Genomic DNA, 26,492 nt, shown 5'->3' with positions numbered 1-26,492 from the left:
TCAACGACCCGGGCTCGTCGTGACCGCGCCCGTGATCCGGTTCAGCTGCGGCGGGCGGGCAGGGGCCGAGGGCGTGGCCGTCCCCGTGCGTCGTCATCCCGGGCGGCCACTCGGAACCTCCTGCGTATCGTCGTCTCGCTGGTGGCCTCGGCGGGCGTCGCGGTCGAAGATGCCGATGGTCTCGCACGGGCCACCCTCGGCACCGATCGCGTGCGGGAGCATCGTGGGGAACTCGGCGGCCTGGTTGGTCTCGAGACGGAAGCGCCGGTTGCCGAGCATGAGGATCGCCGTACCGGACAGGACGACGAGCCACTCACGTCCCGGGTGGGCGCGCATGTGCGCCGGATTCTGCGGTGGAGGCTCGGTCATGCGCTGGCGTACCACGCTCATGCCGGGGTCCGACTTGATGGTCCAGTGCATCCGGCCACGCGTGCTGTCGACCGTCGGGTTGCTGACCACGTCGTCCGTGGCCGTCTCGACGAGTTGGTCCAGCGTGGTGTCCAGCGCCCGGGCGAGCGTGACCAGCTGGTCCAGTGCGAGACGCCGCTGGCCGTTCTCGATGCGGCTCAGCGACGACTGGCTGAGGTGGGCGCGTCCGGCCAGCTCCTCCAGCGAGAGGCCTTGTGCCACACGCAGGGCGCGGATGCGTTTGCGTACCAGGCTGTCCAGCTCACCATCTTCTTGCGTCATAGGCGAGATCTTATGCTGCGTGGGCAACAGGTGGATAGCATCCGGGTGTCGAGCTCACCACCATCGACGGCGCCGCGGAGGTTCGGGCACTGGCCAACCGTCGTCGGCGGCTCGAAGGTCGGTCAGGAATTCGTTCCAACCGTCGGCATCAACCGCATAGGTCTCGTAACGCGAGCGAGGAAGCTTCGGGAACTCCGCAAGGAGCGCAGCCCTACGGTCCTCCAGCACCGTGATTCTGACGCGCTGCAGAAGGACCGCATTTGGTCCGCCATGCGAGAGGTAGTAGCCACTCTTCCGCAGGGTGGAAAGTGACTCCCAGCCCTCGAACAAGGCGACCCACGCCGAGTAGCCGAAAGTCGAGGGCACCACGTACTCACCGGCCGGATCGGTCCAGCTGGGTAACCAGTACAGGTACCGCCACGGGTCGCGCTCGTTGGCGTCGATCTGCCCCGGCGCCACGAAAGATGGCGTGCCGTAACGGTCGCCGATGAAGACGAAGCGCTTGAGGCGCCGGCTTCGTCGCCGTTGCTCCTTGTCGAAAACCCGCAGCCACTCCCGGGTCCGCTCCATCGGTTCGACGAGAATCTCTCGAATCTCAGACTCCTTGCGCAGCCTTTCCGAGTACTCCGTGGGCATTGCCCCCCCGCTCCGGGCCGGATCTTGCTCGACGTTTGCCTGAGGGTATCGAGCCTGGCGAGCGACTCGCCAGAGTGCCACTCGAAAGCCCGACGACTCAGCCCACCTCCTGCAGTTTTCGCCCGTCGCGCCCTCTCCCCGAGCTTCGTCCGGGTTCAAGCGATGACAGGCCCTGCGCCGCGGGCAGAAGCCCGAACCATGTCCGGCCCGGTGTACCGAGCGCGCCAGCTTGTCACCTTGCCCGCCTTGAAGCACCGGCACAGGTAAACGCCGCGCCCGCCGAGGTAGTCGACCTGGAACGGGCAGAGCACCTTTGCCCATGAACGCGCTGCACCGCGCTGACCTGGTGCCACGCCTGGACGAACGCCGGATCGGGCACCAGTGGTGGTGCGGCCGACGGGGTGAACCCGCCGACCGCACCATGTTCGGCGCCCAGCGGCGTTATGCGTCGGCGCCCTCCGTGAACAGCCGGGGAAGGAAGTCGATGAGCGACTTCTGCCAGACGTCCCAGCTGTGCGGGCCCGCGATGATGGGCGCGAACTCGTGGTTCACCCCGCGGCCCTCCATGGCGGCGATCAGCTGCAACGTCGCGCCGTAGGTGAAGTCCTGCACGTCTCCCGAGTAGACGCGCAGCAGCTTCGTACCCTCGTTGATGGCCTCGACGTCCGCGTTGGCAGGCGGCGCACCGAACGCGGACATTGCGCCGATGTAGCCGAACTCGCCCGGGTGTGCCCAGAGCGTGCTGAGCGTGTGGCCTGAGCCCATCGAGAGGCCCGCCAGAGCGCGCTGGTCACCCTGGGAGCTGATGTTGAACTGCTCCTCGGCGGCCGGCACGATCCGCGTCGTGATCTCCGTGGGGAAGTCCACGCCGTTTCCGTTGGCCATGACGACCACCATCGGCACGATGTCGCCCCGCAGGTAGTGGTTGTCCAGGATGCGCTGGACATACCCCACCTCGACCCAGTCGGTCCACGTCTGCCCCCCACCGTGCTGCAGGTAGAAGACCGGGTACTCGTCGGCGCGTTCTGCGTCATAGTCCGGGGGCGTCCACACGTACGCCGAGCGCTGCTGGCCGCCGCCCGCGGTGCTCGTGTAGCTCATGACGCTGACCTCGCCGCGCGCGCCGGCCGGCACCTCTGCGGTGTACTGACCGCGGATCGTGTCGCCCTTGACGGTGAAGGTGCTCCACGTCGGCTCCGAGAACACCTTCGTGGGGTTGCCGGCGTCCTTGAGGTCGACGCCGTCAACCACGAACTTGTAGTAGTAGGAGCCGCCCTCGAGGGCCAGCGAGAGCCGCCACGAACCGTCAGCCTGCTTGACCATGTGGGTGCGCGGCCAGCTTCCGGCCGGACCGAAGTTGCCCCAGACGGTGATGTTGTTCGCGTCGGCGAACTCGGGGCCGAGCTCGAAGGTGGCGACGCCGTTCTCATCGATCCACGGTGTCGGGGTCGTGCCCGCCGCCGGCAGCTCATGCTTCACGAACGGCAGGTGGCCCTCGCTCGGGCCCTCGTCATCGACCTCCTGGAAGATGCGCCCGGCGAAGTCGTGCAGGTTCTTCTGCCACGTGTCCCACGTGCCGCCCGTCGTGGGGTCCGACCCGTCGGACTGGAACTCCACACCCGCGTTCGCCAGCCTGTCGGCCAACGCGACCGTGTCGTTGTACGCGGCGTCGGTGACGTTGCCCGCGTACAGGCGGACGATGTCGGTCGAGAGGTTGATCTGCTTGGCCTTGCCCCGGGAGATCGCCTTGTCGTAGCCGCCCGAGAACGAGCCGACGCCCGTGAACTCTCGCGGCTTGGCGACCACGGCGCTCAGGGCCAGCTCTCCACCGCGGCCGATTCCGGCGATCGCGCGGCCCGATCCGTCGTCGGAGACGTTGAACGCACGCTCGACGGCGGGCAACAGCTCCTTGGTCACGCCGGCGGGACCCGGCACGTCGGTGTCGCCCATGACGACCACCATCGGCTCGGCGTCCCCGTCGAGCGTGAGGTTGTCCATGATCTGGCCGAGCCGTCCCAGCTCCACCCACTCGCGGTAGCTCTGCCCCTCGTCCTGGAGCAGGTACAGCACCGGGTACCGCTCCGCGCGATCCGCGTCGTAGCCCGGGGGTGTCCACACGAGCGCTTCCTTCTGGCGGTTCGGCCCCTTGCCGTACTCGAGCGTCTCGAGCTCGCCGCCGCCGGCCACGTCGTCGAGCCACTCGGCACCTGGTCCGGGGACGAACATGGTGCTGTAGGTGGGCCTCGACGTCACCTCCTGGGGAGTGCCGGGGTTGCGGAAGGCGACCGCGTCCTGGTTCGCAGCGGGACGAGCGGCGTACTGGTAGTAGTACAGGCCAGGTTCGAGGGGGCCGAGCGTGGCGGTCAGGTTCGACCCGCTGGTCCCCATGTTGAGGTCGGTCCACGCCTTACCCGGGCCGAAGTTCCCCTGCACCGCGACCGGGCCGTCCCCGATTCCGGTCGCGTCGGTCACCGCCGCGCGGGGCACGGTGAACCGGTAGACGTCCGAGATCGGGTTGTTCGGCACCTCGCTCACCCACGGGTCGGCGCTCACCGCTTGCGCGGCAGCGGACGGCGCGGCGAGCATCGCCCCCGCCACCACCGCGGCTGCGGCTGCGGCCGCGAGCGTTTGTCGTCCTCGTCGGGTCGGGTGGGCGGGCCTTGCCTGAGATTCCATCGCCATTGATTTGCCTCTCGTACGGACTTCGAGGTTTCCGGGCACGAGGACCGGCACCATGCCGCGCCTCTCGCTTGACCGGTGACCGTGCGGGTACCTGCCACGTTGGTGTTGCGGCCGGACGGTGTTCGGCCCCGGACCGGCTTGGGTGGCTCCGGCTCCTGGCTCGAGTCCTGCCGGCCATCCCGCTCGCCTACTTGTTCTGCCAGTAGCCGACGTCGTAGATGACCCGCTCCCCCGATCTCGACGAGGCTTGCATCCGCGTGGCCACGGGGTCTCCGGTGTCCAGCTGGACGACGGTGTCGAGCGTTCGAGCCACCTGCGTGCTCCCTTGCACCAGTACGGTCCGGTCGAGCCGGACTTTATCGTTAAATACGCGCCGTCGACAAGCCCGTCCATCGTCAGAGGCGAGCGATTCCCGTCCATCGAGGCTCGCCACCCACACCATTGGCACCCGCGCCGAAGCCCTCCACTTTATCGATCCATATCGCGGCCGGTGGTGGACCGCTCGAGGAAGAGGGGCCGTGGCGGGTCGACGACTGCCCGGGCATGCGAGCGAGCTTCCCAGGGTGCGCCGACGGGCTCGGGCGCCGTGGCGAGTGGTGACGCCTGGCGCCCTGCCGCTCAGCAACTTTCCCGCACATCACGCGACGAAACGCCCGCGATGCCTTGTATGGGGCTTCCGTCCTCGGTACTGTATCGGTAAATCTATCGCTGCACCGGCCCTCGTCGCGACAAGGATGTTAGCGCTCACACCCCGGTGCAGGCGGCTCCCGATGAGCCGCGGCGCTGATCACGCCGCAGGTAGGGCACCACTCCGCACCCGGGCACAGCCGCCCCAGGTCGTGCCCCCGACAGAACCAGGAGCGAAGGATGACGAAGTCCATCGCACGTCTCGCACTCGGGCTGGCCGCAGCGCTGGCACTGGCCGGCGCCACCGTGCTGCCGACCGCCGAGGCTCCTCCCGCCGCGGCGGCGAGCAGCAACCTGCTCACGAACGGTGACATGGAGAACGGCACCACCGGCTGGTCGGTGTTCGGCGCCGGAACGCTGGCGTCCACCACCAGTCCCGTACACGGCGGCAGCCGCGCCCTCTCCCGGACCGGCCGCACGGCCTCGTGGCACGGCCCCGCCCAGGTCGTGACCTCGGCACTGACGAACAACACCAGCTACACGGCGAGCGTGTGGGTGCGCTCCCACAGCGGGACGCCGACCGGCCGGGTCACGTTGGCGGTGACCGCGGGTGGCACGACGAACTACGTCAACCTGGCTCAGGGAACGGTGAGCTCCTCGGGTTGGACGCAGCTGACCGGCACCGCGACCGTGTCCTGGACCGGGACGCTCTCGTCCGCGTCGTTCTACGTGGAGACGGCCGCGGGTACCGACAGCCTCTACATCGACGACGCCTCACTCGTCGGAAGCACGTCGACGTCGTGCGACCTGCCGTCCACCTACCACTGGTCGTCCACGGGCGCCCTGGCGAACCCGAGGTCCGGCTGGGTCTCGCTCAAGGACTTCACCGTGGCTCCGTACAACGGTCAGCAGCTCGTCTACGCCACGACCCACGATTTCGGTACGTCCTGGGGCTCGATGAACTTCAGCCTCTTCTCCAGCTATTCGCAGATGGGGAGCGCCTCGCAGAACGCCATGTCCTCCGGCACGGTGGCACCCTCGCTCTTCTACTTCGCCCCGAAGAACATCTGGGTGCTCACCTACCAGTGGGGCCCGTCGCCGTTCATGTACCGGACCTCCAGTGACCCCACGAACCCGAACGGCTGGTCGGCCGCGAGCCCGCTGTTCACCGGGACGATCTCCGGCTCCAACACCGGACCTATCGACCAGACGATCATCGGCGACGGCACGAACATGTACCTGTTCTTCGCCGGGGACAACGGCAAGATCTACCGCGCCAGCATGCCGATCGGGAACTTCCCGGGGAACTTCGGCAGCTCGTACCAGACCATCATGAGCGACACCACGAACAACCTGTTCGAGGCTCCCCAGGTCTACAAGCTCAAGGACCAGAACAAGTACCTGATGATCGTCGAGGCCATCGGCGCCAACGGACGGTACTTCCGGTCGTTCACGGCAACCAGCCTCTCCGGGTCCTGGACGCCGCAGGCCGCCACGGAGAGCAACCCGTTCGCCGGCAAGGCCAACAGCGGGGCCACCTGGACCAACGACATCAGCCACGGTGAGCTTCTGCGCACCACGGCCGACCAGACCATGACCGTCGACCCCTGCAACCTGCAGCTGCTGTACCAGGGCCGCTCGCCCAGCTCGGACGGCGTGGACTACGGCCTGCTCCCGTACCGGCCGGGCCTGCTGACGCTCCAGCGATAGTCCCGGGACGGCCCGGCGTCACGCGGCCCCTCGCGCGCGTGACGCCGGGCCGTCGTCGATCGCGTCGGGGCACGCTCCGCCTCGCCGCTCTATCGACAACTGCGGTGCCAACCGGACGGTGCCGCCCTTGACGCTCCCGCCAGATCTCACCCGCCCTCGGTCACACCTGGAGCGTTGACACTCTCACCGATCGCACCTACTTTATCGATAAACATCACGGCCAGTGATGGGCTACTCGAGGAAGAGAAGCTGTGACCGATCGACGATTACCCGGGCATGTGAACGAGCGTCGACTCGCGCACCACGATCCGGGCCGACATCACCGACTCCACCACGTCGCCCACGTCCGACGCACCGGCCTCGACCCGGCGCAGGAGCAGCTCCATGACCCGCTCGGCCATCAAGTCGTTGTCCGGGTCCATGGTGGTCAGCCGCGGGACGAGGTACTCGCTCTCGGCGTCGTTGTCGAAGCCGACCACCTGGACGTCCTCCGGGACGCGCAGGCCGATATCGACCAGAGCCCGCAGGGCGCCCATCGCCGCGGCGTCGGTCAGGGCGAAGGCGCCGTCGAACGAGACGCCGTCGCGATGAAGTCGCATCACCGCCTCGTAGCCGTCCTTCGTGGTGAACGAGGCGGCATCGACGACGAGCCGCTCATCGACCGGCACTCCGGCCTTCGCGTGCGCGCCACGGTAGCCACGGCTGCGCAGGGTCGCCATGCTGTCGACACCGGTCTCCGGCCGCCCACCGATCAGGGCGATGCGCCGCGCGCCGCGTTCGAGCAGGTACGACGTGGCGAGCTCCGCGCCACCGACGTTGTCCATCATCACGTGGTCGAACTCGCCGGACAGCCGCCGCTCGCCGAGCAGGACGACCGGAACCTCGATCCCGGCGCGGCGCACGTCCGCGGAGTCGATCTGGACGGGGCTGAACACCACGCCGTCGTAGGGCCTTACCCGCTCGGCGGAGATCGCGGCGAGCTCTCCCTCCCGGCTCGCCCCGGTGCGCTCGATGATGACGTGGTAGCCCCGCGACTGCGCCAGGGTGTCCAGGCGAGCCGCGAGGTGGGAGTAGTAGGGCCCGTCCAGGTGCGGGACCAGCAGGCCGATCGCGCCGCTGCGACCGGCCCGGAGCTGGCGCGCCGTCGCGTTCACCTGATAACCGAGCCGTGCCACCGCCTCGAGCACACGCGCGCGCGTGTCCTCGCTCGCACCGGGCCGCCCGTTGATGACGTTCGAGACGGTCATCTTCGAGACACCGGCTTCGAGGGCCACATCGCTCATCTTCACCACGCCGCCCATCATGACACCTCGCCGTCGACGACCACGTCCCGTCACGCCGGTGTCACCCATGGCTCTGATCGAGGAGGATCCAGAACGCCGTGAAGCAGCTCCTGTACTCCAAGAGGCTCGCGCCCTACCTGTTCATCCTGCCGTTCCTGGTAACTCTCGCGGTCTTCTGGATCGTTCCGCTGGGCCGGTCGTTCGTGATGAGCACCCAGGAGGTGCTCTACGGGCAGGCGACGTTCATCGGGCTCGACAACTACGAACGGCTCTGGCGCGACCGCATCTTCTGGCAGGCGCTGTACAACAGCCTGCGCTACACGGTCCTGACCCTGGTGCTCCTCATCCCCATCCCGCTCGCCCTGGCGGCACTGATCAACTCGAACATCGGCAGCGCTCGCATCAAGGCATTCTTCAAGGCCTCGATGTTCGTTCCCGCGCTGACCTCCGTGGTGGTCGCGGGCATCGTCTTCCGCCTCATCTTCGCGGAGTCCGACGTCGCGATCATGAACCAGGTGGCGGACTTCCTCGGGTTCGGCCCCGTGCGCTGGCTGCGTGGCGACGCCACCGGGCTCGTGGCCCTGCTGGCCATCGCGCTCTGGCGGTGGACCGGGGTCAACACGATGTATTTCCTGGCCGGCATGCAGGCAATCCCGACCGAGTACTACGAGGCGGCATCGATCGACGGCGCCAGCAAGGTCCGGCAGTTCATCCACATCACGATCCCGAACATCCGGCCGACCATCGTCTACGTCGTCACGATCAGCGTCTACGGCGGTCTCTCGATGTTCCTCGAGAGCTTCATGCTCTACGCCGGCAACAACTCCCCCAACAACCAGGGCCTCACGGTCGTGGGCTACCTCTACCGCAAGGGCATCGAGGAGAACGACCTCGGCTTCGCTTCGGCCGTCGGCGTGGTGCTGCTCGCCGTCATCATGGCGATCAACATCTCCTACCTCGTCGCCAGCGGCACCTTCAAGAAGGAGGCCGCATGATGGCCGCGCTCCAGGAAAATGTACAGACGGCAACCGCTCGTGCCACCCCGGCCGAACGCCGTACGAGACCGTCCACCGGGGCGTGGGTCCAGAGCGTCCTCCTCCTCGTGATGGCTCTGATCTCCCTGGTCCCGCTCATCGCGATCTTCGTGGGCACGTTCCAGGACGGCAACGAGGTGATCCGACGCGGGGTGTCGTTCGACGTCGACCTCGGCTCGCTCAGCCTGGACAACTACGTCCTGCTGTTCACGGACTCGGGGCCCTACTTCCGGTGGTTCGCCAACACCCTTCTCCTGACGGTCGGGCAGGTCGTCGGCACGCTCCTGGTGAGCTCGTTCGTGGCCTACGGGTTCGCGATGTACGAGTTCAGGACCAAGACCCTGTGGTTCATCATGGTGCTGCTCGTCATGACGGTGCCGTTCGAGATGCTCATGCTCCCCCTGTACGTCCAGGTCAACGACATGGGTCTGGCGGACACCTACACCGTGATCGCGCTCCCCTTCCTCGCGTCGGCCGTGACGATCTTCTTCTTCCGCCAGTACTTCCTGGGGATACCGAAAGAGATCCTCGAGGCCGGGCGGGTCGACGGCGTGAGCGAGTTCGGCATCTTCTTCCGCTTGGTCCTGCCCATCACCAGACCAGCGATGGCGGCCATGGCGATCCTCAACGGGATGCTGTGCTGGAACAACTTTCTCTGGCCGCTGCTGGTGCTGCGCAGCCCCGAGAAGTTCACGCTCCCGATCGGGCTCAACACGCTGCTCACGCCATACGGCAACAACTACGAGCTGCTCATCATCGGCGCATTCTTCTCGCTGATCCCGGTCCTCATTCTTTTCCTCGCATTCCAGCGGTTCTTCATCGAAGGAATCACCGCGGGAGCGGTCAAGGGCTGACCTCTCCCCAGATCGAACGGAGAAATTCATGACAAGGCTACGGACGAGGGTGTCCATGGTGGTCGCCGCGCTCGCGGTGACGGCGCTGACCGCGTGCGGCGGCGGCCAGCAGGAAGCACCCGCCAAGAACGCCGACGGGTCCACGACGCTCGACATGTGGACGTTCGCCGACGTGCACGCCACGTACTACGAGGAGATGGCCGAGCGGTGGAACGAGGCCAACCCCGACAACGAGATCAAGCTCGAGGTCACCGTCTACCCCTACGACGACATGCACAACAAGCTGCAGCTCGCGGTGAACTCCGGTGAGGGCCTGCCGGACGTCGTCGACATCGAGGTCAACAAGTTTGCCAACTTCGTCAAGGGCGAGCACCCACCCCTGGTCGACCTGACCGAGGCGGCTGCCCCGTACAAGGATGACATCGTCCAGGCCCGCCTCGACCTGTACAGCAAGGACGGGAAGGTCTACGGGTTCCCGACCCACGTGGGCGCGTTCACCACGTTCTACAACACGGAGGCGCTCGAGGGTGCGGGCATCGACTACACGACCATCAAGACCTGGGACGACTTCAAGGAGGCCGGGGTCAGGTACAACGAGGAGACCGGCAAGGCGTTCGGTGTCGCCAGCACCAGCGTCATGTTCCTCGAGCCGCTCATCACGGCGCAGCTCGGCGGTCAGTTCTTCGACGCCGACGGCAACGTGCAGGTGAACAGCCCCGAGGTCGTCGAGACCCTCGCCATGATGAAGGACATGCAGGACGCCGGCGCGATCTCCACCATCCCCGGCGGGAGCCCCGACTCCGAGGAGGCGTACGGCGCGATCAACGACGGCGACTACGCCGCGATCGTCTACCCGGCGTGGTACACGTCCCGGTTCGTCGACTACATGCCCGACCTCGCAGGCAAGGTGGCCATCGCTCCGGCACCGGTCACCGACGACGCAGTGGTGCAGACCATCGGCGGTGGCGGCACCGGTGCGTCGGTCCCCGCCGTCTCGCCGAACAAGGACCTCGCTGCGGAGTGGCTGGCGTTCGCGAAGCTCTCCCCCGAGGCGAACGTCGCCGTGTGGCAGGTGCTGGGCTTCGACCCCGTAAACATGGCGGTCTGGGAGGACGAGGACGTCACCAAGGACCCGGAGAACAAGTTCAACGAGTACTTCCAGACCAACCTGTTCGACGTGCTGGGCGAGGTGAAGGACGGGATCGGGCACTTCGAGTCGTTCAGCGACCCGAACTGGCCCACCGTCGACGACACGTTCCGCACGGTCACGCTCAACGAGATCTACGAGAACGGCACGTCGGCCCAGGAGGCCTTGGACCAGACGCAGGCCGACCTGCAGAACCAGCTGGGGCAGTAAGCCCTGGCCCCCGTGAGCGCGCAGGAGGGGCGGCCGCGGCCACTGCCACGGCGGCCGCCCCTCCTGCGCGCGCCCTCCCCCACGAACCAACCACCGCACGAACCCTCGAGGAGTACATCGCTCATGCTGTCCGCTTCCGTCACCATCGACCCGGCGTTCGTCGTCGGACCCGTGCGCCCCCGCACGTTCGGCTCGTTCGTCGAGCACCTGGGCCGCAGCGTGTACACGGGTCTGCACGATCCCGGCCATCCGACCGCCGACGCCGACGGCTTCCGAGGCGACGTCGTCGAGCTCACGCGCGAGCTCGGCGTCTCGACGGTGCGCTATCCGGGCGGCAACTTCGTCTCGGGGTACCGCTGGGAGGACGGGATCGGGCCGGTCGGCCGGCGGCCCCGGCGCCTGGACCTCGCATGGCACTCGACCGACCCGAACCTCGTGGGCGTCGACGAGTTCGTGCGCTGGTGCGCTCGGGCCGGCGTCGAACCCATGATGGCCGTGAACCTCGGTACGCGGGGCGTGCAGGAGGCCCTGGACCTGCTCGAGTACTGCAACGTCCCCAGCGGCACGGAATGGAGTGACCGCCGCCGGGCGAACGGCGCGGAGGAGCCGTACCGGATCAAGATGTGGTGCCTGGGCAACGAGATGGACGGCCCGTGGCAGATCGGCCACAAGACCGCGCACGAGTACGGGCGGCTCGCGGCCGAGACCGCCCGCGCCATGCGCATGATCGACCCGGACATCGAGCTGGTGGCATGCGGCTCCTCGGGGTCCCAGATGCCCACGTTCGGCGAGTGGGAGCACACGGTCCTCACCGAGGCGTACGAGCACGTCGACCACATCTCGGCGCACGCCTACTACTGGGAGGAGGACGGCGACCTGGCGTCATTTCTCGCGTCCGCGGTGAACATGGACCACTTCGTCGACTCGGTGTCCGCCACGGCCGACGCCGTGCGGGCGGCGGGCAAGCACACCAAGCGGATCCACGTCTCGTTCGACGAGTGGAACGTCTGGTACCAGAAGCGCGCCGAGTCCCGTCCGCCGTCCGGCGACGACTGGCCCGTGGCGCCCGTGCTGCTGGAGGACCGCTACAACGTCGCCGACGCCGTGGTCGTCGGCAACCTGCTCATCTCGCTGCTGCGGCACACCGACCGCGTGCACGCCGCGTCGCTCGCGCAGCTCGTCAACGTGATCGCGCCGATCATGACCGAGCCGGGCGGACGGTCCTGGCGGCAGACGACGTTCCACCCCTTCGCCCTGACCGCCCGGCACGCCGCGGGCGAGGTGCTGCGCCTGGCCGTCGACGCGCCGGTCCAGGAGACGGCGAAGTTCGGCCCGGTGCCGGTCATCGACGCCGTCGCCACCCACGACACGGAGACGGGCGGCGTCGTGGTGCTCGCGGTGAACCGGTCGCTCACGGATGACGTGGCGCTCGCAGTGGACCTGCGCGGCTTCCCGGGACTCCGGGTGGCCGAGGCGCTCACGCTGTCCAACCCCGACCACACCTGGTCCGCGACCGCCGACGACGCCACCTCCGTGCTGCCGCGTACCAACACGACCGCCAAGGTCGCCGACGACCACGCGCACGTCGAGCTGCCGCCGGTGTCCTGGTCGATCCTCCGCCTGGAACGCATCTGACCACCTGCGGACCGGCGCCGTGGCAGACCGACCGGTCGGCCACGGCGCCGTCGTAGGAGCGTGCAGCCCTCGCCGGGATCAGTCGTCCAACGGCGACGGACCCAGCTCGTCCAGGAGCTGCTGCATCTTCGCGTACGCCTTGTTGCGGTAGGCAACCAGCTCCGCCGTCCGCTCCGGGTCGATCTCCCGGAAGCCGCCGCCGCTCTTGGTGCCCAGCTGCCCGGCATCGATCCGCTCCTGCAGGATCGGCGGCGTCGCGAACCGCTCGGGGAACGTCGTCTGCAGCGAGCGGTAGCAGAACGCGTACACGTCGAGCCCCGCCATGTCGGCGATCGCGAACGGCCCGAAGAACGGGAGCCGGAACCCGAACGTGGTCCGCGCGATCATGTCGATGTCCTCCACCGAGGCGACGCCCTCGTCCACGAGCTTCGTCGCCTCGTGGAACAGGGCGTACTGCAGGCGGTTGAGCACGAACCCGGTGGCGTCCGTCAGCCGTGCGCTGCGCTTACCCACCTGCGCCAGCAGGGCCTCGACCGGTTCGAGCACCGCCGGGTCGGTCCCCGCGTGCGGGATCAGCTCGACGCCCGGGATGAACGGCGCCGGGTTGCTGAAGTGCACACCGAGGAACCGTTCCGGTGCGCCGACCTGCTCGGCGAGCCGGGTGATCGAGATGGTCGAGGTGTTGCTGCCGATGATCGCCGTCGGGTTGGCCGCGCTGATCCGGGCGAGAGTCGCATGCTTGAGCTCCAGGATCTCCGGCACCGCCTCCTCGACGAACCGGGCACCTGCCACCGCCTCCTCGACGGAGGGCGAAGCACTCAGGTTGGCACGGACGGTCTCGGTGGCGCCCTCCGGGAACAGCCCGGCGGCCTCGAACTCCTCGGTCTCGCGCAGGATCCGGTCCAGGTTGCCCCGCGCCACCTCTGCCGACACGTCGGCCAGCCGCACCTCGTTGCCCGCCAGCGCGAGCACCTGGCCGATCCCGCCACCCATGTAGCCCGACCCCACGATCGCGACGTGCTCGCTCATGCGCTCTCCTCCGTGCTCACTGATGCTTCCCGGCTGGTGCCCGACCGGTTCTCGGCCCGGTCGTACGTGCTGATCGACGCGACCTTCTGGGCCGACGGCGACGCCTCGTCGAAGCGGTAGCCGAGCCACTCGCCGACGAGCCGCTTGGCGAGCTCCAGCCCGATCACGCGCTGCCCCATGGCGAGCACCTGGGCGTTGTTGCTCAGGACGGCGCGCTCCACCGAGTAGCTGTCGTGCGCGGTCACCGCCCGGATGCCCGGCACCTTGTTCGCCGCGATGGCGACGCCGAGTCCCGTGCCGCAGAACAGCAGGGCCCGGTCGGCCTCGCCCGCCGCGACCCGTCGCGCGGCGTCGACCGCCACGTGCGGGTAGTCGGTGTGCTCCTCGCCGGTCACCCCGACGTCGGTCACCGACTCCACCCGCGGGTCGGCCAGCAGCTGCGCCTTCAGCACGTCCTTGTACTCGAGCCCTGCGTCGTCGCTACCGACGACGAGGCGTAACCGGTCGGTCATGGGTTCCGTCCTTCTTCTGCGCGAGCGAGGGTGGACAGCACCAGCGCCAGCGAGGTGGCGCCGGCGTCCGGATGGCCGAGACTGCGCTCGGCGAGCGGCCGGGCCCGGCCGAGCGCGGGCCGCAGCGCGGACGTCGCCCGGGCCGCCGCCATGGCGTCCTCGGCCGCGACCGCGAGCGCCTCGGCAAGGGTCAGCCCGGCCCGGGCGGCGGCCTCGAGCCGCTCCACGTACGGCACGAGTGCGTCGACCATGGTCTTGTCACCTACCTTCGCCCGACCGAGCCGGACCACCGTGTCCAGGGCGGCGCGCGCCGCGACCGCCCACTGCGCCACGGTCAGGTCGTCCCGGTCGAGCGACGGCGCGAGCGAGGCCAGCGCGGCGCCCCACAGTGCGCCCGACGTACCGCCGGCCACCTCGCTCCAGCCCTCGCCGGCGGCCCGGAGCACGGAGGCCAGGCCGGCGGCCCGCGCGGCCGTGCCCGCGTCGAGCGCGGCGTCCACGCCGCGGCGCATGCCGACGCCGTGGTCGCCGTCGCCGGCTATCGCGTCGATGCGGCCCAGTTCCTCCTCGTGCTCGTGGAGCGTGGCGCGCACCGCGGTCAGCAGCTCCAGCGCGCGGTCGGCCCGCTTCACGGATGCGGTGGACACGTTCTCGGCCCGGCGGGCGACGGCGGGCCCGCGCACCGGGTCGGCGACGGCGTACACATCGTCGGACACGCCCGTGGCGGCGGGGCGCTCCCCCCGCCCCTTGCGGTACGCGGGCGTGTACGCGGGAGCCCGCCAGAGCTCCTCGAGCTCCTCGGTGAGCCAGAACAGCGTGACCGACACGCCTGCCATGTCCAGGCTGGTGACCAGCTCGCCGCACTCGGGCTCGACGACGTTCAGGCCGGCGGCCCCGAGCCGGGCGGCGACCTGGCCGTAGAGCACGAAGAGCTCCTCGTACTTGACGGTGCCGAGCCCGTTGACGACCACCGCCACCCGGTCGCCACGGTCCTCCGGCGTGTCCCCCAGCAGCTCGGCGACCAGGATCTCCGCGATCTCGTCGGCCGATCCCATCGGCACGTCGCGGATGCCCGGCTCACCGTGGATCCCCAGCCCCACCGACATCGTGCCGTCGGGCACCGTGAAGAGCGGTCCGTCCGCTCCGGGGAACGTGCAGCCGCCGAACGCGACACCCAGGGTGCGGGTGCGGTGGTTGGCCGCGATCGCGAGCCGCTCCACCTCGTCGAGCGGGTCGCCGCGCTCCGCCGCCGCGCCGGCCACCTTGAACACCACGAAGTCGCCGGCGATCCCGCGCCGGTCCTCGATCCGGTCCCGCGGGGCGCTCGCGATGTCGTCCGTCACCAGCACGGTGCGCGCGTCGATGCCCACGGCGCGCAGCCGCTCCTGCGCCGCGCCGAAGTGCAGCACGTCGCCCGCGTAGTTGCCGTAGCTGAACAGCACGCCCCCGCCGGCGTCCGCCGCCGCGGCCACCCGGTACGCCTGCCCGGCCGACGGCGACGTGAAGATGTTGCCGCAGACCGCGCCGGCGGCCAGCCCGGCACCGACCACGCCGGCGAAGGCTGGGTAGTGCCCCGACCCGCCGCCCACCACGACCGCCACCCGGCCGGGCGGCAGCGGGTCGGCACGCACCACGCCGCCGTCGACCCTCCGGACCAGGTCGCCGTGCACGGCGGTGAAGCCCGCGAGGGCGTCCTGGACGAAGTCATCGGCGGTGTCGAGCAGCCGCGTCATCGGAGGGCTCCGGTCAGCTGGTGCTGGCGCACCCGGCTGGTGCCGAGCGCGTACCCGTGCCGCTTGGGCAGCACGTGCGCGCGCAGGTAGTCGCGGTTGGCCGCGCACACGCTGAGCCCGTCGCCGCCGTAGTTCTCGGTGCAGATCACACCCTGGAAGCCGCTGGCGAGTGCCGTGCGGAACGCGGCCCGGTAGTCGATCAGGCCGAACTGCATGGGGGCGGGCACGGAGAAGTAGGCGTCGCGTTCCGGGTCCTCGTCGCGCGCGTAGTTCTTGACGTGCCAGAAGTTCGTGTACGGGAGCGTCTTCTCGACCAGCTCCTGCCACGGCTCGACCGGCCGGTGCAGGCGGACCAGGTTGGCGATGTCCGGGTTGAGACCCACCTCCGGCAGACCGATCTCCTCGACCAGGCGGACCGCGGAGTCGGCGGTGCCCAGGAACGTGTCCTCGTACATCTCCAGCGACAGCAGCACGCCCACCTCGGCGGCGTGCCGGCCCAGCTCCTGGAAGCGGGCCACGGCCAGGGGGCGGTCGGCCGGGTCGTCCCGGTGCCCGGGAGCGGTCCAGAACCACAGCCGTTGCTTCTGCTGCGCCGTCAGGGCCTGGTGCAGGCCGACCGACACGACGCCGATGCCGAGCGCGGCCGCGGCGTCGATCGTGCGATGGCTGTACGCGAGGTTGGCCGCCCCGTCCTTCGCGTCGATCACGCTGCGCCGGATCGCCGACACCGAGGCCAGGCCGAGCCCGAGGTCGCGCGCCGTGGTGGCGAACCGGTCGAGCGCCGGACCGTCCAGGTCGCCCGGCCGGAGCCAGGAGTCCGTGAGGTCGACGTGGTCGAAACCGGCGTCGACGATCTCGGCGAGCACCTCGTGCCACACCGTCGGGTCGTCCTGCGCGGCCCGGCCGTCCGGCGTCACCGCGGGGAACGGCAGCGTGCTGGCCGCGATCGGCCAGTCGGCCGCCAGGAGGCGCGCGTCCGTCGCGCCGCCCGGAGGCGTCGGGTCAGGCGTGGTGGTCCCGGTCGTCTGTTCCGTGGTCAACTCTGACCTCCGTCCTGAGCACGCGACGGTCTCCGGTGAGCCGTGTCGTGCCCTCGATGGTGAACGTCGCGGTCGCGGGCGTGTCAGCGCTCGACAGCCCCGCCGCGAGATCTATGCGTCCCGGCTCCACGACCCGTGCGAGGTCGCGTCCCGTGAAGGAGAACCGGTCGGCGTGCAACCCGAACCGCACGGTCGCGGTCTGCCCGGCTGCCAGGGCCACGCGGGCGAAGCCCACGAGCTGTCGTACCGGCCGGGTCACGGACGCCACGGGGTCGCTCGCGTAGAGCTGGACCACGGTGGCGCCGTCCCTGTCGCCGGTGTTGGTGACGTCGACGGTCGCCTCGATACGGCCATCGGTCGGTATGCGCTCGCGGTCCAGCCCGAGCGCCCCGGTCTCGAACGTCGTGTACGACAGTCCGTGGCCGAACGGGAAGGCCGGGGCGATGCGGACGGCGCTGATGCGGTCGCCGTCCTGCCCGAGCGGGGGCGCGAGATAGGTATGGGGCAGTGCCGCGCCCGTCATGGGCACCTGCACGGGCAGGTGCCCGCTCGGGTTCACCCGGCCGCCGAGCACGCCAGCGATGGCGGCCGCCGCCTCCTCGCCCGGGAAGAACGCCTGGACGATCGCCGCGACCCGCCCGACGTACGGGCCGAGCGCGTAAGGCCGTCCGGACAGCACCACGAGGACGACGGGCGTGCCCGTGTCCAGCAGCGCCTCGACCAGGTCCCCCTGGGCCCCAGGCAGGTCGAGGTCCGGCGCGTCCGAACCCTCCCCGGAGGTACCACGCCCGAACATCCCGGCCCGGTCCCCCACGACGGCGACGACGACGTCGGCGTCGCGCGCCGCCCGTACCGCGTCCGGGATGCCGGACCGGTCGGGCTCCACCAGGGGGACACCTGCGTATGCGGTGACGGCCGTGCCGGGCAGCTCCGCGCGCAGCGCGTCGGACAGCGTCGGGACGGCGACACCGAGGCCCAGGTGCGGATGGCGCGGCAGCACGTGCACCGGGTAGGAGTAGCAGCCGAGAAACGCGCGGGGGTCGTCGGCGCAGGGGCCCACCAGGGCGACCGTCGTCGGCTGCGCCAGGGGCAGGGCCCCGCGGTCGTTCGCGAGGAGCACCACCGAGCGCTCCGCGAGCTCGCGGGCGATCCCGCGGTTGCGTGGGCTGTCCAGGTCCACGCCGTCCGCATCGACGTCGGGGCTCCATCGCGGATCGAGCAGGCCGAGCTCCACCTTCTGCTGCAGCACACGCCGGACCGCCCGGTCGACGTCGGCCTCGGCGAGCTCGCCCGTCTCGATGAGCGGGGCGAGCAGCCCGTACCCGCCGGTGTCGGGCAGCTCGACGTCGAGGCCCGCGCGCAGCGCGAGCGCGCCGGCCTCCGCCACGGTCCCGGCCAGGCCGTGCTTCGAGCGCAGGAAGGGCACGGACCAGTAGTCCGACACCACGGTGCCGGTGAACCCCCAGCGATCCCGGAGCAGCTCGGTGAGCAGGCCACGGTCGGCCGCCGCCGGCAGCCCGTCGATCTCGGCGTAGGAGTTCATCACCGAGCGCGCGCCCGCCTCGCGCACCGCCATCTCGAACGGCGGCAGGAAGACGTCGGCCACCTCGCGGGGGCCCGCGGCGACCGGGGCGTGGTTGCGGCCGCCACGTGAGGCCGAGTAGCCCGCGAAGTGCTTGAGGGTCGCGACGACGCCTGCCGACTCCAGGCCACGCACGTACGCGGAACCGATCTCGGCCACCTCGTACGGGTCCTCGCCGACCGTCTCCTCGACCCGGCCCCACCGGTAGTCGCGCACCACGTCCAACACGGGGGCCAGGCCCTGGTGCACGCCGACGGAACGCAGGTCGGTGCCGATGGCGTGGGCCATCCGCTCGACGAGCTCGACGTCGAAGGAGGCGCCCCAGGCGAGCGGCGCGGGGTAGACGGTGGCGCCGAGGGTGGTGAAGCCGGTGAGGCACTCCTCGTGGGCGACGGCGGGGATGCCGAAGCGGCTGGCGGCCTGCACCGCGCGCTGTGCCGTGGCCAGACGCCGTGCGCCCTCCCCCGCGGGTGCGGGGTGCGTCCCGAGCGTCCTGGTGAGCTGGCCGATTCCGTGCGCTATGGCTTGGTCGAACGTGGGCCGGCCCGCAGAGAACACGTCCTGCATCGGTGCGATGACCTCGTCGCTGCCACGCTTGTCGTCCCAGTAGCTGCCCAGCTGCGCCAGCTTCTCCACCAGGGTGAGCCGGGCGAGCAGGTCCTCGACGCGTTCCGCCGAGGGCAGGCTCGGATCCTGCCACGCCGTCGTGGCGACGGGCTCCGTGGTGGTCACGCGCGGCCCTCGCCCGTGCTTGTCCCCGACTCGCGCGGCGGCCGGGTGGACCCGCGGACCACCAGCTCGGTCGCGAGCTCGATGTGGCGGGAGACCGGCTCCCTGCCTGCGGCGAGGGCCAGGACGCTGTCCAGCGCGACGCGCCCCATCTCCCACAACGGCTGGCGCACGACGGTGAGCGGCGGGGTGGACCATGCGGCGATGTAGGTGTCGTCGTAGCCGACGACGCTCAGGTCGCCGGGTACGTCCAGCCCGTGCTGCCGAGCGGCCTCGAGCACGCCGAGGGCCTGGGTGTCGCTGGCGGCGAAGATCGCGGTGGGACGCAGGCCGGACCGGAACCAGCGGTCGGCGACGGCGAAGCCGGAGTCGTAGTCGAAGCCCGCGAACTCCACGAGCTCCTCGTCGACCGGCACGCCCGCCGAGGCGAGGGCGGCCCGGAAGCCATGGACGCGCGCCGTCGCGGCGACCGACTGACGCCGCCCGCCGAGCGCGGCGATCCGCCGGTGGCCGAGACCGAGCAGGTGCTCCGTGGCCGACATGCCGCCGGTGAAGTTTGTCGAACCCACGCTCGGCACGTCCGGGTTGGTCAGGTCGAGCGGATCGATGACCACGACGGGCAGATGCGCCTGGCTCAGCCCGGCGACGTGCTCGGGGCTGAGGTCCGCGGTGAGGATGATCGCCCCGGTGCGGCCGGCGCCCGACAGGCGGCGCGCCCAGTCTCCTGGTGCCAGCCAGCCGGCGTCGGGCGCGGCCCGGTGGAAGCGGCTGACGACGATGTCGGCGTCGGCGGCCTCGGCGGCGTCGGTCACACCGCGCAGCACCTCCATCGCGTACGGCGTGGCGAGCTGGTCCGCCATCACCTCGATGCTGCGCTGCGCGAGCGGGCCACGGGTGCCACGACGGACGTAGCCGAGCTCCTCGATCGCGGCCTTGACCCGCCGCCGGGTCTCCGTGGCGACGTCGGGGTGCCCGTTGAGCACCTTGGAGACGGTCGGCATCGACACGGCCGCGGTCCCGGCAACGTCGGCGAGAGTCGGCCTCTTGCCCGCAGTTCTTTCGAAATATTTCGCTGGCACATCTTCGACTCTAGTGCCGCTCGAATCACGGATGCAACGTTTTCGACGAGGGATTTCACCGGACTGTCGATGGCGTTCTGAGCTGTTCGCGCTTCGAAATATTTCGGAGCTGCGACGGGGTGTCCTCCGGCGTCATCACCACGGGAGCTCCACACCGTTCCAGAGCGTGAAGGTGCCGGTCGGACCGTCCGGCCCCAGGCGTGCGACACGCACGACCTCGCGACACGCGTCCTCGACCGACTCCGTCCCCTCGAAGTTGACCAGGGCGGTGTTCGCGAACCCGGGTGAGACGAGGTTGACCTTGATGTCGGTCCCCTCCAGCTCGATCATCATGGACAGCGTCACCGCGTTGAGCGCTGCCTTCGACGCCGAGTAGACCGGCTCGAACGTCTTGTGGAACGGGAACGCCGGATCGGCCATCGTCGTCAGCGAGCCCTGCGCGCTCGTGACGTTCACGATGCGCGGGTCCGACGACCTGCCCAGCAGCGGCAGCATCGCCTGGTACACCGCCATGGCTCCGAAGACGTTCACCTCCCAGACCGCCCGTACCTCGTCGAGCGAGACGACGCTCGGCTGCCCCGAGGCACGGAGCTCCTCCATGTCACGGACGTCGGTGCGAGTGGTGGAGATGGCGGCGTTGTTGACAAGCAGATCGAGCCGGCCCACCTCCTCCCGGATACGCTCGGCGGCCCTCGCGATCGACGCCGCGTCGGTCACGTCGAGCTGAAGAGCGGTGGCGCCTTCGCCGATCTCTGCGGCCGCCTTCTCACCACGGTCCAGGTCCCGGGCTCCCAGGAACACGGCGACCCCGTCGGAGACGAGCTCCTTCACGACCTGCTTGCCCATGCCCTGGTTGGCTCCGGTGACGAGTGCTATGCGGTTCGCGGGCACGAGGCCCTCCCTCTGTCTGATGTGGCTTGTCCGATGCGGTTGTCCACGACCACTGTGCGGGACCTCCCGGCAACCGAGGAAGGCCCGCTCGAACGTGGTACTGCCAGGACCACCCGGCGGACTCGCAGGCATAATGGGGCTCATGCCGACGGGGATCAGGCCGGACTTCGGGACGTACCTCCGCAGCCGGCGAGCCATGGTGGAAGCCCCCGAGCAGCCGGCCGGGATGCGGCCGTCACGACGACGGGTCGCGGGCCTGCGACGGCAGGAGCTGGCCGAGGCCGCCGGCATATCGGTCGAGTACTACATCCGTCTCGAACAGGGACGTGCGCCGCGTCCATCGCGGGAGGTCCTCAACGCGCTGGCTCGGGCCACGGCTCTCACGACCACCGAACGGGACCACTTGTTCCGCCTCGCGGGCGAACTGCCGCCCGAGCCGTCCGCGCCCGCCAGCGCTGTCCGGCCAGGGCTCCTGCGGCTGCTGAACGGCCTGGACGACGCGGTCCCCGTCACCGTCCACGACGGGCGGCTGGACGTGATCGCACGCAATGCGGCCGCCACCGATCTCCTCGGACCGATCTCCGGCACCGGCCGGTACCGGCACAACATCGTGCAGCACGGCTTCTCGCCCACGGCGCACCAGCTCCTCGGTGACGAGGGAGCCCACCGGTACGCCCGGTGGGCCACCGCCGAGCTCCGCTCCGCGATCGGCCGCTACCCCGACGACGAACATCTCCGGTCCCTCGTCCGCGAGCTCTCGACGACCAGCGCGGCCTTCAGGGACCACTGGTCGCAGGGTGAGGTCTCGCTGGGACGGTCCGGCGAGAAACGCCTGCACCACCCGACCCGGGGATGGCTGGCCTTCCAGAGTGAGATGCTGCACGACGCCGAACGGGACCACTGGATAGTGATCTACGCGCCCGCGCCGTGAACCGCAGGCACCGGCCCGGTGGCGTGGAATCCGTCACGGCGACGGGTCAACCGGGAAACACGATCGACGCAGGCAGTGTCGAGTCTCAGGACAACCCGGACACCTGTCTCAAGGCATCGGACGGGATGGACTCCGGCGGGGGCACAGAAGCTGCGTCACCGGGCGGATGTGCGGCCGTGAGCGGCTGTGCGAGGTTCTGGAGACGCGCCTGGGGCGACGGGAGACGATGGATGACGCAACACGCCGTAGGTACCCGTGACCAGTGGATCTCACTGGCTGACCTGTTCGGAGGCCGATCATGAACGACCAAGCCGAAAGGACACGACCGAACACGGCGCTGGTCGCCTACACCGTCGGCACCGACTTCAAGCCCGGCTCGCGTACGGACACCCAGGACTTCACGCACTGGCACCGCTGGTAACGAGAGGCGCACCGGCGCGGGCGCGCGGCTCAGGCCTGGCGCGCCCGCGCGGCTTCGCGCGTCTTCTCGTAGTGCCGGGCCGCCCGCACACGATTCCCGCAGGCCACTGAGCACCATTCGCGTCGCGGGTGGGCCTTGACGAAGTAGAGGACACACCCGGGCGCGTAGCAGGCGCGCAGTCTGGCCGCACCGCTACTGCCGAGCAGCGCGATCGATTCCCCGGCCACGCGCGCCAGGCCGGCGGTCACGGCCGAGCCGTCGATCGCGACACCCTCACGGACCGCCTCCCCGTTGATCTCGAGACGGGGTGCGGGAAGGCGCGCCGCCGCTGCGTTGACGCACCGCACAGCCACGCCGACATCGGGGACCGGGGCGATCGCGGCCTGGCGGTCGTCACCCGTCACCTGTGCCGCGAGGAACCGCACCGCGTCGCGCAGGGCCCGGGCTGATACCAGCTCGTCCGCGCCCGTACGAGCGCCGTGCCTGTCGACACCCACGGCGTCGAGCCACGCGTCCACGTCGCTGGGCTCACGCAAGTCGTCATGGAGGCCCTCGGCGTCGGCCCAGATGGTCGACATCAGGCGGATGGGCAGCGACTCATCGGGAAGCATCCAGGCCCGGGGAGCATCTCGATCGGCCATGGTCCCAAGATTATCACGGATGAACTTGGTTGCATCCGTGAGAAGAAAGGTGCGAGACTTGTAACGGATGCAAGAGCGTCCACCCGTTAGAAATGGAGTCGAGTCATGGGCATGACCATTACCCCGATCCAGCCGGAGTCCGCGGCCGGAGCCGCCAAGGAGCTGTTGGACCAGGTTCAGGAGGGTCTCGGCCGGGTGCCGAACATGGCGAAGTCCATGGCCAACAGCCCGGCCCTCCTCAAGAGCTCACTCGCGCTCTCGGGCGCGTGACCCAGCGATAACCGCCGCGGCAGGAAAGGGCACGATCGTGATCAAGCCGTACATCCAGCTCCGGCTGCTCACCCTGGACGAGCCCGACCCCTCCGCGACGAAGGACGTCCGTCGCGGCACCGAGCTGTCACCGGACGACATCGCCCTGATCCGGTCCGCCGACACCTTCTTCCTCGGCACCGTCAACCCGGAACGAGGAGCAGACGCCTCACACCGCGGCGGGCCACCCGGCTTCGTCCGGGTCGACGCCCGCGGGTTGTGGTGGCCCGACTACAAGGGGAACAACCTCTTCAACAGCTTCGGCAACCTCGCCATCGACCCGGAAGCCGCGCTCCTGTACTTCGACTTCCCGAGCGGCCGCACCCTGCACCTGTCGGGCACCACCCAGATCGAGTGGGGCGTGGTGGGCCGCGCCGGCGACGACGGCGGCACCGGCCGCATCGCCCGCTTCTACCTCGACAGGCTCGTCGCCGGGCGCCTGCTCGGCGCACACGAGACCAGGCACCTCCCCTACTCGCGAAACCCCGCACTGACCGACTGAAAGGACATCTGATGATCAGCTCGCGACCGCCGCTTCCCCCGTTCAGCACGGAGACCGCACGGCAGAAGGTCCAGGCCGCCGAAGACGGCTGGAACAGCCGCGACCCCCAGCGGGTAGCCCTCGCCTACACACCCGACTCCATCTGGCGCAACCGCGACATCCACCTCGTCGGCCGCCCGGCGATCGCCGACTTCCTCGCCGCCAAGTGGGAGCGCGAGCTGGACTACGCCCTGCGCAAGAACCTGTGGAGCTTCCACGAGAACCGCATCGCCGTGCGCTTCCAGTACGAGTGGCACGACGCCGAGGGCACGTGGTGGCGCAGCTTCGGCAACGAGCTCTGGGAGTTCGCACCGGACGGACTCATGAGCCGACGGGAGGCCTCCATCAACGACCACCGGATCGCGGAGTCCGAGCGGCGCATCTTCGGCGCACGACCCGCGGCCGAGCACGGTCCCGACCTCCCCGTCTGGTGACCAGGATCCGATCAGGCACCCTTCGCACCCTTCGCAGCGCTCAACTGATCGCATCGCTGTGTGCTCACGTCCAGCACTACCTTCAAGGAGAATCACCATGACTACGTCACCGCCAGTTCCCGTCGTCGAGCACAAGGTCGAGAACTTCGACGGCATCGACATCTTCTACCGCGAGGCCGGCCCGCGGGACGCACCCGCCGTGCTGCTGCTGCACGGCTTTCCCACCTCGTCGCACATGTTCCGCAACCTGATCCCCTACCTCGCCGATCGCTTCCGCGTGATAGCGCCCGACCTGCCGGGCTACGGTCAGAGCTCGGCCCCGGACCACACCGAGTTCGCGTACACGTTCGACAACGCGGCCGACCACGTGCAGAAGCTCCTGGACCGTCTGGGCATCACCCGCTACGCGGTGAACGTCTTCGACTACGGCGCACCTACCGCGTGGCGTCTCGCACTCGCACACCCCGACGCCATCACCGCGCTGATCGTGCAGAACGGCAACGCCTACGACGAGGGACTGGACAACGACTTCTGGGTACCCATCAAGCGCTACTGGGCCGATCAGTCCGACGAGAACCGTGACGCCCTGCGCTACCTGCTCACCATCGAGACGACGACCTTCCAGTACACCGACGCCATGGCGAACCCCTCGCGCATCTCACCGGACAACTGGGTCATCGACCAGGCGCTGATGGACCGGCCCGGCAACGACCAGATCCAGCTCGACTACTTCCTCGACTACGGCACCAACCCGGGCCTCTACCCCGACGTGCAGGGATGGCTGCGCGACAGGCAGCCGCCGACACTCATCGTCTGGGGCGCGAACGATGTCATCTTCCCCGAGGCCGGCGCCCACCCCTACAAGCGCGACCTGACGGACGTCGAGTTCCACCTGTTCGACAGCGGACACTTCCTGCTCGAGGACCGCCCCGACGAGGTGTTCCCCCTCATCCACGAATTCCTTCAGCGCAAGATCGGCTGAGGTCGAGCACGGCGCTACCGAGTGCGGGCCCTGCGGGGTCCGCACTCGGGCTGACCGCTGCGGTCGGCGGCGCGCACGCTCGCCGACCCGATCTCCGGCTGCAGTATCAAGGCGTGTTGGAAAAGCCCGAGGATGGCGGGCATGTTCGGATAATCTTCGCGACCATGAGCGTTTCGGACGTCGTGATCCTCACTGGTCCTCCTGGCGCAGGGAAATCGACAACGGCTCGTGCCCTCGGGACCTCGTGCTCTCGGTCGGTGCATCTCCATATGGATGACTTCTGGCACTACATCATCTCTGGTGCGGTGCTCGGGATGGGTGGAATCGAGCCGGGTCTGCCCATATCCACGCAGGTCGAGGGCAACCGGATGGCACTCGAGCCCCTTACCCATGATCATCGCGACGTGCGCCGGGCGCTCCGGCCGCCGCGGCGAGGTATACGCATCTACTGCGGCAAGCTTTGTCAGGACGGGACAGACATGGCGATCGAACCAGTGGCCGAGTGCGAAGTGGTGGCGCGCTTCAGCTGCCGCGTGCCCGGGTGGTCCCTGCGAGGCCGGGCAGCGTGCTGGACTACCCCTCGGCCGGGGCGTCGCCGACGATCGCGGCGTGCGCTGCGATGACCTTCCACCCTGCCCGGTCGTCGAGTGTCCAGGTCCGGGTGTAGCGCATCCGGGCAGCCAGACGCTCGCCACCGAAGGTGCCCTCCAGAGTGCCGAGGAACAACGTGACCCCAGTTCCGGCAGTCACCAGCACTCTGAGGTCCTCTTCCTCGACGCGACTCATCACCTGATAGCCGGATGCGTGCGCCTGCAGGTCGTCCCGCTTGGACAGGACGCTCCCGTCCGGGCCAGTGAACAGAGCCGTGTCCTCGATCAGGTCATCCAGGGCGTCGACGTCGGACGCGAGCTGGGCGGCCTGCAGCCGCCTCTCGGCTTCACGGAGGCTCTCAGTGTGGTCGGCGATCATCATGGACACAGCGTGCCGAGAAGACATGCCCCACACCAGGAGATCTGCTCACGGCAGACGGCACGGTCGCGGACACCCCGGTCGCGCTTCGCAGGTATCAATCGGCCGAGACGAGCGGTTTTCGCCGTTGGTTCCATGCGCACCTGGTGCCTGGCCTACTC

General features: G+C 69.4%; 25 protein-coding genes. 11 read left to right on the top strand and 14 right to left on the bottom strand.

The window, feature by feature from the left end; translation table 11 throughout:
* Positions 1–93: 93 nt before the first annotated feature.
* The 4 genes from LUU90_RS11180 to LUU90_RS11165 form a co-directional block, all read right to left on the bottom strand.
* Positions 94–690: a helix-turn-helix domain-containing protein gene (locus tag LUU90_RS11180; RefSeq protein WP_275003498.1), complete on the bottom strand. Its 597-nt coding sequence runs from the start codon at positions 688–690 to the stop codon at positions 94–96.
* A gap of 54 nt (positions 691–744) precedes the next feature.
* Positions 745–1,326, bottom strand: coding sequence for a hypothetical protein (locus tag LUU90_RS11175; protein ID WP_275003497.1), 582 nt, complete (start codon positions 1,324–1,326; stop codon positions 745–747).
* 441 nt (positions 1,327–1,767) lie between these two features.
* Positions 1,768–4,008 carry an alpha/beta hydrolase-fold protein gene (locus LUU90_RS11170; protein WP_275003496.1) on the bottom strand — a complete coding sequence of 747 codons (2,241 nt, stop codon included), beginning with the start codon at positions 4,006–4,008 and terminating at the stop codon, positions 1,768–1,770.
* Between the two features lie 187 nt (positions 4,009–4,195).
* Positions 4,196–4,321, bottom strand: a complete 126-nt coding sequence (locus LUU90_RS11165) for a hypothetical protein (RefSeq protein ID WP_275003495.1) — start codon at positions 4,319–4,321, stop codon at positions 4,196–4,198.
* Positions 4,322–4,875: 554 nt separating this feature from the next.
* Between LUU90_RS11165 and LUU90_RS11160 the strand changes: the two genes are divergently transcribed.
* Positions 4,876–6,345 carry a non-reducing end alpha-L-arabinofuranosidase family hydrolase gene (locus LUU90_RS11160; RefSeq protein ID WP_275003494.1) on the top strand — a complete coding sequence of 490 codons (1,470 nt, stop codon included), beginning with the start codon at positions 4,876–4,878 and terminating at the stop codon, positions 6,343–6,345.
* 266 nt (positions 6,346–6,611) lie between these two features.
* Here the strand turns inward: LUU90_RS11160 and LUU90_RS11155 are convergent, their stop codons facing one another.
* On the bottom strand, positions 6,612–7,628 hold the full coding sequence (locus tag LUU90_RS11155; protein WP_275003683.1) for a LacI family DNA-binding transcriptional regulator: 1,017 nt from the start codon (positions 7,626–7,628) through the stop codon (positions 6,612–6,614).
* A 98-nt stretch (positions 7,629–7,726) separates the two neighbouring features.
* Between LUU90_RS11155 and LUU90_RS11150 the strand changes: the two genes are divergently transcribed.
* From LUU90_RS11150 to LUU90_RS11135, 4 genes are all read left to right on the top strand, one after another.
* Positions 7,727–8,623 (top strand): carbohydrate ABC transporter permease, encoded by an 897-nt coding sequence (locus LUU90_RS11150; RefSeq protein ID WP_275003493.1) that lies wholly within the window; start codon positions 7,727–7,729, stop codon positions 8,621–8,623.
* On the top strand, positions 8,620–9,516 hold the full coding sequence (locus LUU90_RS11145; RefSeq protein WP_275003492.1) for a carbohydrate ABC transporter permease: 897 nt from the start codon (positions 8,620–8,622) through the stop codon (positions 9,514–9,516). Before LUU90_RS11150 ends, LUU90_RS11145 begins: the two co-directional genes overlap by 4 nt.
* A gap of 28 nt (positions 9,517–9,544) precedes the next feature.
* A complete protein-coding gene (locus tag LUU90_RS11140) occupies positions 9,545–10,873 on the top strand; it encodes an ABC transporter substrate-binding protein (RefSeq protein WP_275003491.1) in 1,329 nt (442 codons plus the stop codon).
* Between the two features lie 123 nt (positions 10,874–10,996).
* On the top strand, positions 10,997–12,508 hold the full coding sequence (locus tag LUU90_RS11135) for an alpha-N-arabinofuranosidase (protein ID WP_275003490.1): 1,512 nt from the start codon (positions 10,997–10,999) through the stop codon (positions 12,506–12,508).
* A gap of 78 nt (positions 12,509–12,586) precedes the next feature.
* On the opposite strand, the gene LUU90_RS11130 is transcribed toward LUU90_RS11135, so the two are convergent.
* The 7 genes from LUU90_RS11130 to LUU90_RS11100 form a co-directional block, all read right to left on the bottom strand.
* Positions 12,587–13,537: a 3-hydroxyacyl-CoA dehydrogenase family protein gene (locus LUU90_RS11130; RefSeq protein ID WP_275003489.1), complete on the bottom strand. Its 951-nt coding sequence runs from the start codon at positions 13,535–13,537 to the stop codon at positions 12,587–12,589.
* Entirely contained in the window at positions 13,534–14,049 is a 516-nt protein-coding gene (locus tag LUU90_RS11125) for a ribose-5-phosphate isomerase (protein WP_275003488.1), read from the bottom strand. The genes LUU90_RS11130 and LUU90_RS11125 overlap by 4 nt, the downstream gene beginning before the upstream one ends.
* On the bottom strand, positions 14,046–15,782 hold the full coding sequence (locus LUU90_RS11120; RefSeq protein ID WP_275003487.1) for a dihydroxyacetone kinase family protein: 1,737 nt from the start codon (positions 15,780–15,782) through the stop codon (positions 14,046–14,048). Before LUU90_RS11120 ends, LUU90_RS11125 begins: the two co-directional genes overlap by 4 nt.
* Positions 15,779–16,747: a sugar phosphate isomerase/epimerase family protein gene (locus LUU90_RS11115; RefSeq protein WP_275003682.1), complete on the bottom strand. Its 969-nt coding sequence runs from the start codon at positions 16,745–16,747 to the stop codon at positions 15,779–15,781. Before LUU90_RS11115 ends, LUU90_RS11120 begins: the two co-directional genes overlap by 4 nt.
* A 37-nt stretch (positions 16,748–16,784) precedes the next feature.
* Complete coding sequence (locus tag LUU90_RS11110; RefSeq protein ID WP_275003486.1) at positions 16,785–19,136, bottom strand: glycoside hydrolase family 3 N-terminal domain-containing protein; 2,352 nt, start codon at positions 19,134–19,136, stop codon at positions 16,785–16,787.
* Complete coding sequence (locus LUU90_RS11105) at positions 19,133–20,212, bottom strand: LacI family DNA-binding transcriptional regulator (RefSeq protein WP_275003485.1); 1,080 nt, start codon at positions 20,210–20,212, stop codon at positions 19,133–19,135. The genes LUU90_RS11110 and LUU90_RS11105 overlap by 4 nt, the downstream gene beginning before the upstream one ends.
* Positions 20,213–20,347: 135 nt before the next feature.
* Entirely contained in the window at positions 20,348–21,103 is a 756-nt protein-coding gene (locus tag LUU90_RS11100) for an SDR family NAD(P)-dependent oxidoreductase (RefSeq protein WP_275003484.1), read from the bottom strand.
* 142 nt (positions 21,104–21,245) lie between these two features.
* On the opposite strand from LUU90_RS11100, the gene LUU90_RS11095 reads away from it, so the two are divergent.
* Entirely contained in the window at positions 21,246–22,034 is a 789-nt protein-coding gene (locus LUU90_RS11095; RefSeq protein WP_275003483.1) for a helix-turn-helix transcriptional regulator, read from the top strand.
* A 298-nt stretch (positions 22,035–22,332) separates the two neighbouring features.
* On the top strand, positions 22,333–22,455 hold the full coding sequence (locus tag LUU90_RS11090; RefSeq protein WP_275003482.1) for a hypothetical protein: 123 nt from the start codon (positions 22,333–22,335) through the stop codon (positions 22,453–22,455).
* A 29-nt stretch (positions 22,456–22,484) separates the two neighbouring features.
* Here the strand turns inward: LUU90_RS11090 and LUU90_RS11085 are convergent, their stop codons facing one another.
* Positions 22,485–23,096 (bottom strand): CGNR zinc finger domain-containing protein, encoded by a 612-nt coding sequence (locus tag LUU90_RS11085; protein ID WP_275003481.1) that lies wholly within the window; start codon positions 23,094–23,096, stop codon positions 22,485–22,487.
* 111 nt (positions 23,097–23,207) lie between these two features.
* Here LUU90_RS11085 and LUU90_RS11080 point away from each other — a divergent pair, with 111 nt between their 5' ends.
* The 4 genes from LUU90_RS11080 to LUU90_RS11065 all read left to right on the top strand — a co-directional run bounded on the left by LUU90_RS11080 (position 23,208) and on the right by LUU90_RS11065 (position 25,362).
* A complete protein-coding gene (locus LUU90_RS11080) occupies positions 23,208–23,366 on the top strand; it encodes a hypothetical protein (RefSeq protein ID WP_275003480.1) in 159 nt (52 codons plus the stop codon).
* 37 nt (positions 23,367–23,403) lie between these two features.
* Positions 23,404–23,907, top strand: coding sequence for a pyridoxamine 5'-phosphate oxidase family protein (locus LUU90_RS11075; RefSeq protein ID WP_275003479.1), 504 nt, complete (start codon positions 23,404–23,406; stop codon positions 23,905–23,907).
* 11 nt (positions 23,908–23,918) lie between these two features.
* Positions 23,919–24,380: a nuclear transport factor 2 family protein gene (locus tag LUU90_RS11070; protein WP_275003478.1), complete on the top strand. Its 462-nt coding sequence runs from the start codon at positions 23,919–23,921 to the stop codon at positions 24,378–24,380.
* Between the two features lie 97 nt (positions 24,381–24,477).
* Positions 24,478–25,362, top strand: coding sequence for an alpha/beta fold hydrolase (locus tag LUU90_RS11065; protein WP_275003477.1), 885 nt, complete (start codon positions 24,478–24,480; stop codon positions 25,360–25,362).
* A 573-nt stretch (positions 25,363–25,935) separates the two neighbouring features.
* On the opposite strand, the gene LUU90_RS11060 is transcribed toward LUU90_RS11065, so the two are convergent.
* Positions 25,936–26,334 carry a nuclear transport factor 2 family protein gene (locus LUU90_RS11060; RefSeq protein ID WP_275003476.1) on the bottom strand — a complete coding sequence of 133 codons (399 nt, stop codon included), beginning with the start codon at positions 26,332–26,334 and terminating at the stop codon, positions 25,936–25,938.
* Positions 26,335–26,492: the final 158 nt, after the last annotated feature.

Source organism: Promicromonospora iranensis (genome assembly GCF_028994775.1).
GTDB lineage: Bacteria > Actinomycetota > Actinomycetes > Actinomycetales > Cellulomonadaceae > Promicromonospora > Promicromonospora iranensis_A.
Note: the sequence above shows the minus strand (reverse complement) of the source record. Positions and strands in the feature narration are given on the sequence as shown.

Coding starts and splice junctions, on each gene's coding strand:
- LUU90_RS11065 (WP_275003477.1), top strand. CDS start 24,478: ATGACTACGTCACCGCCAGTTCCCGTCGTCGAGCACAAGGTCGAGAAC.
- LUU90_RS11140 (WP_275003491.1), top strand. CDS start 9,545: ATGACAAGGCTACGGACGAGGGTGTCCATGGTGGTCGCCGCGCTCGCG.
- LUU90_RS11175 (WP_275003497.1), bottom strand. CDS start 1,326: ATGCCCACGGAGTACTCGGAAAGGCTGCGCAAGGAGTCTGAGATTCGA.
- LUU90_RS11160 (WP_275003494.1), top strand. CDS start 4,876: ATGACGAAGTCCATCGCACGTCTCGCACTCGGGCTGGCCGCAGCGCTG.
- LUU90_RS11120 (WP_275003487.1), bottom strand. CDS start 15,782: ATGACGCGGCTGCTCGACACCGCCGATGACTTCGTCCAGGACGCCCTC.
- LUU90_RS11080 (WP_275003480.1), top strand. CDS start 23,208: ATGACCATTACCCCGATCCAGCCGGAGTCCGCGGCCGGAGCCGCCAAG.
- LUU90_RS11090 (WP_275003482.1), top strand. CDS start 22,333: ATGAACGACCAAGCCGAAAGGACACGACCGAACACGGCGCTGGTCGCC.
- LUU90_RS11145 (WP_275003492.1), top strand. CDS start 8,620: ATGATGGCCGCGCTCCAGGAAAATGTACAGACGGCAACCGCTCGTGCC.
- LUU90_RS11155 (WP_275003683.1), bottom strand. CDS start 7,628: ATGAGCGATGTGGCCCTCGAAGCCGGTGTCTCGAAGATGACCGTCTCG.
- LUU90_RS11060 (WP_275003476.1), bottom strand. CDS start 26,334: ATGATGATCGCCGACCACACTGAGAGCCTCCGTGAAGCCGAGAGGCGG.
- LUU90_RS11180 (WP_275003498.1), bottom strand. CDS start 690: ATGACGCAAGAAGATGGTGAGCTGGACAGCCTGGTACGCAAACGCATC.
- LUU90_RS11135 (WP_275003490.1), top strand. CDS start 10,997: ATGCTGTCCGCTTCCGTCACCATCGACCCGGCGTTCGTCGTCGGACCC.
- LUU90_RS11085 (WP_275003481.1), bottom strand. CDS start 23,096: ATGGCCGATCGAGATGCTCCCCGGGCCTGGATGCTTCCCGATGAGTCG.
- LUU90_RS11125 (WP_275003488.1), bottom strand. CDS start 14,049: ATGACCGACCGGTTACGCCTCGTCGTCGGTAGCGACGACGCAGGGCTC.
- LUU90_RS11095 (WP_275003483.1), top strand. CDS start 21,246: ATGCCGACGGGGATCAGGCCGGACTTCGGGACGTACCTCCGCAGCCGG.
- LUU90_RS11170 (WP_275003496.1), bottom strand. CDS start 4,008: ATGGCGATGGAATCTCAGGCAAGGCCCGCCCACCCGACCCGACGAGGA.
- LUU90_RS11070 (WP_275003478.1), top strand. CDS start 23,919: ATGATCAGCTCGCGACCGCCGCTTCCCCCGTTCAGCACGGAGACCGCA.
- LUU90_RS11130 (WP_275003489.1), bottom strand. CDS start 13,537: ATGAGCGAGCACGTCGCGATCGTGGGGTCGGGCTACATGGGTGGCGGG.